Here is a 253-nt window from a genome sequence, read left to right on the forward strand (position 1 = left end):
GGCCCTTCTTCGCCCTCCTCTGTTCCTGTACCATTTTGATTGCGTACCTCGTCTGCTTCAGTTGGCGCAGGCTCAGCCGTCTGCCTCTCTTCACGTTCAGCATAAGAAGATAATAACGATGTCGTAACCGTTACAGGATCGCGCTTTGTTCCCTTCAATGTAATGGATACTCTGGCCTCATCCTGCTTCTCTTCTTCAACCTCTTCTTGCTCCTCTTCCTGTTCCTCTTCTCTCGCTTCCTCTGATATTTCCT

At 49.4% G+C, this 253-nt stretch carries 1 protein-coding gene; it reads right to left on the minus strand.

Going from position 1 to position 253, the window contains the following annotated elements; all coding sequences use genetic code 11:
- The coding region (locus tag LKX83_RS32690; RefSeq protein WP_227887445.1) for a hypothetical protein at positions 1 to 253 on the minus strand (253 nt) is incomplete at both ends.

The sequence above is a fragment of the Cohnella baijiui genome (genome assembly GCF_020731285.1).
GTDB lineage: Bacteria > Bacillota > Bacilli > Paenibacillales > Paenibacillaceae > Cohnella.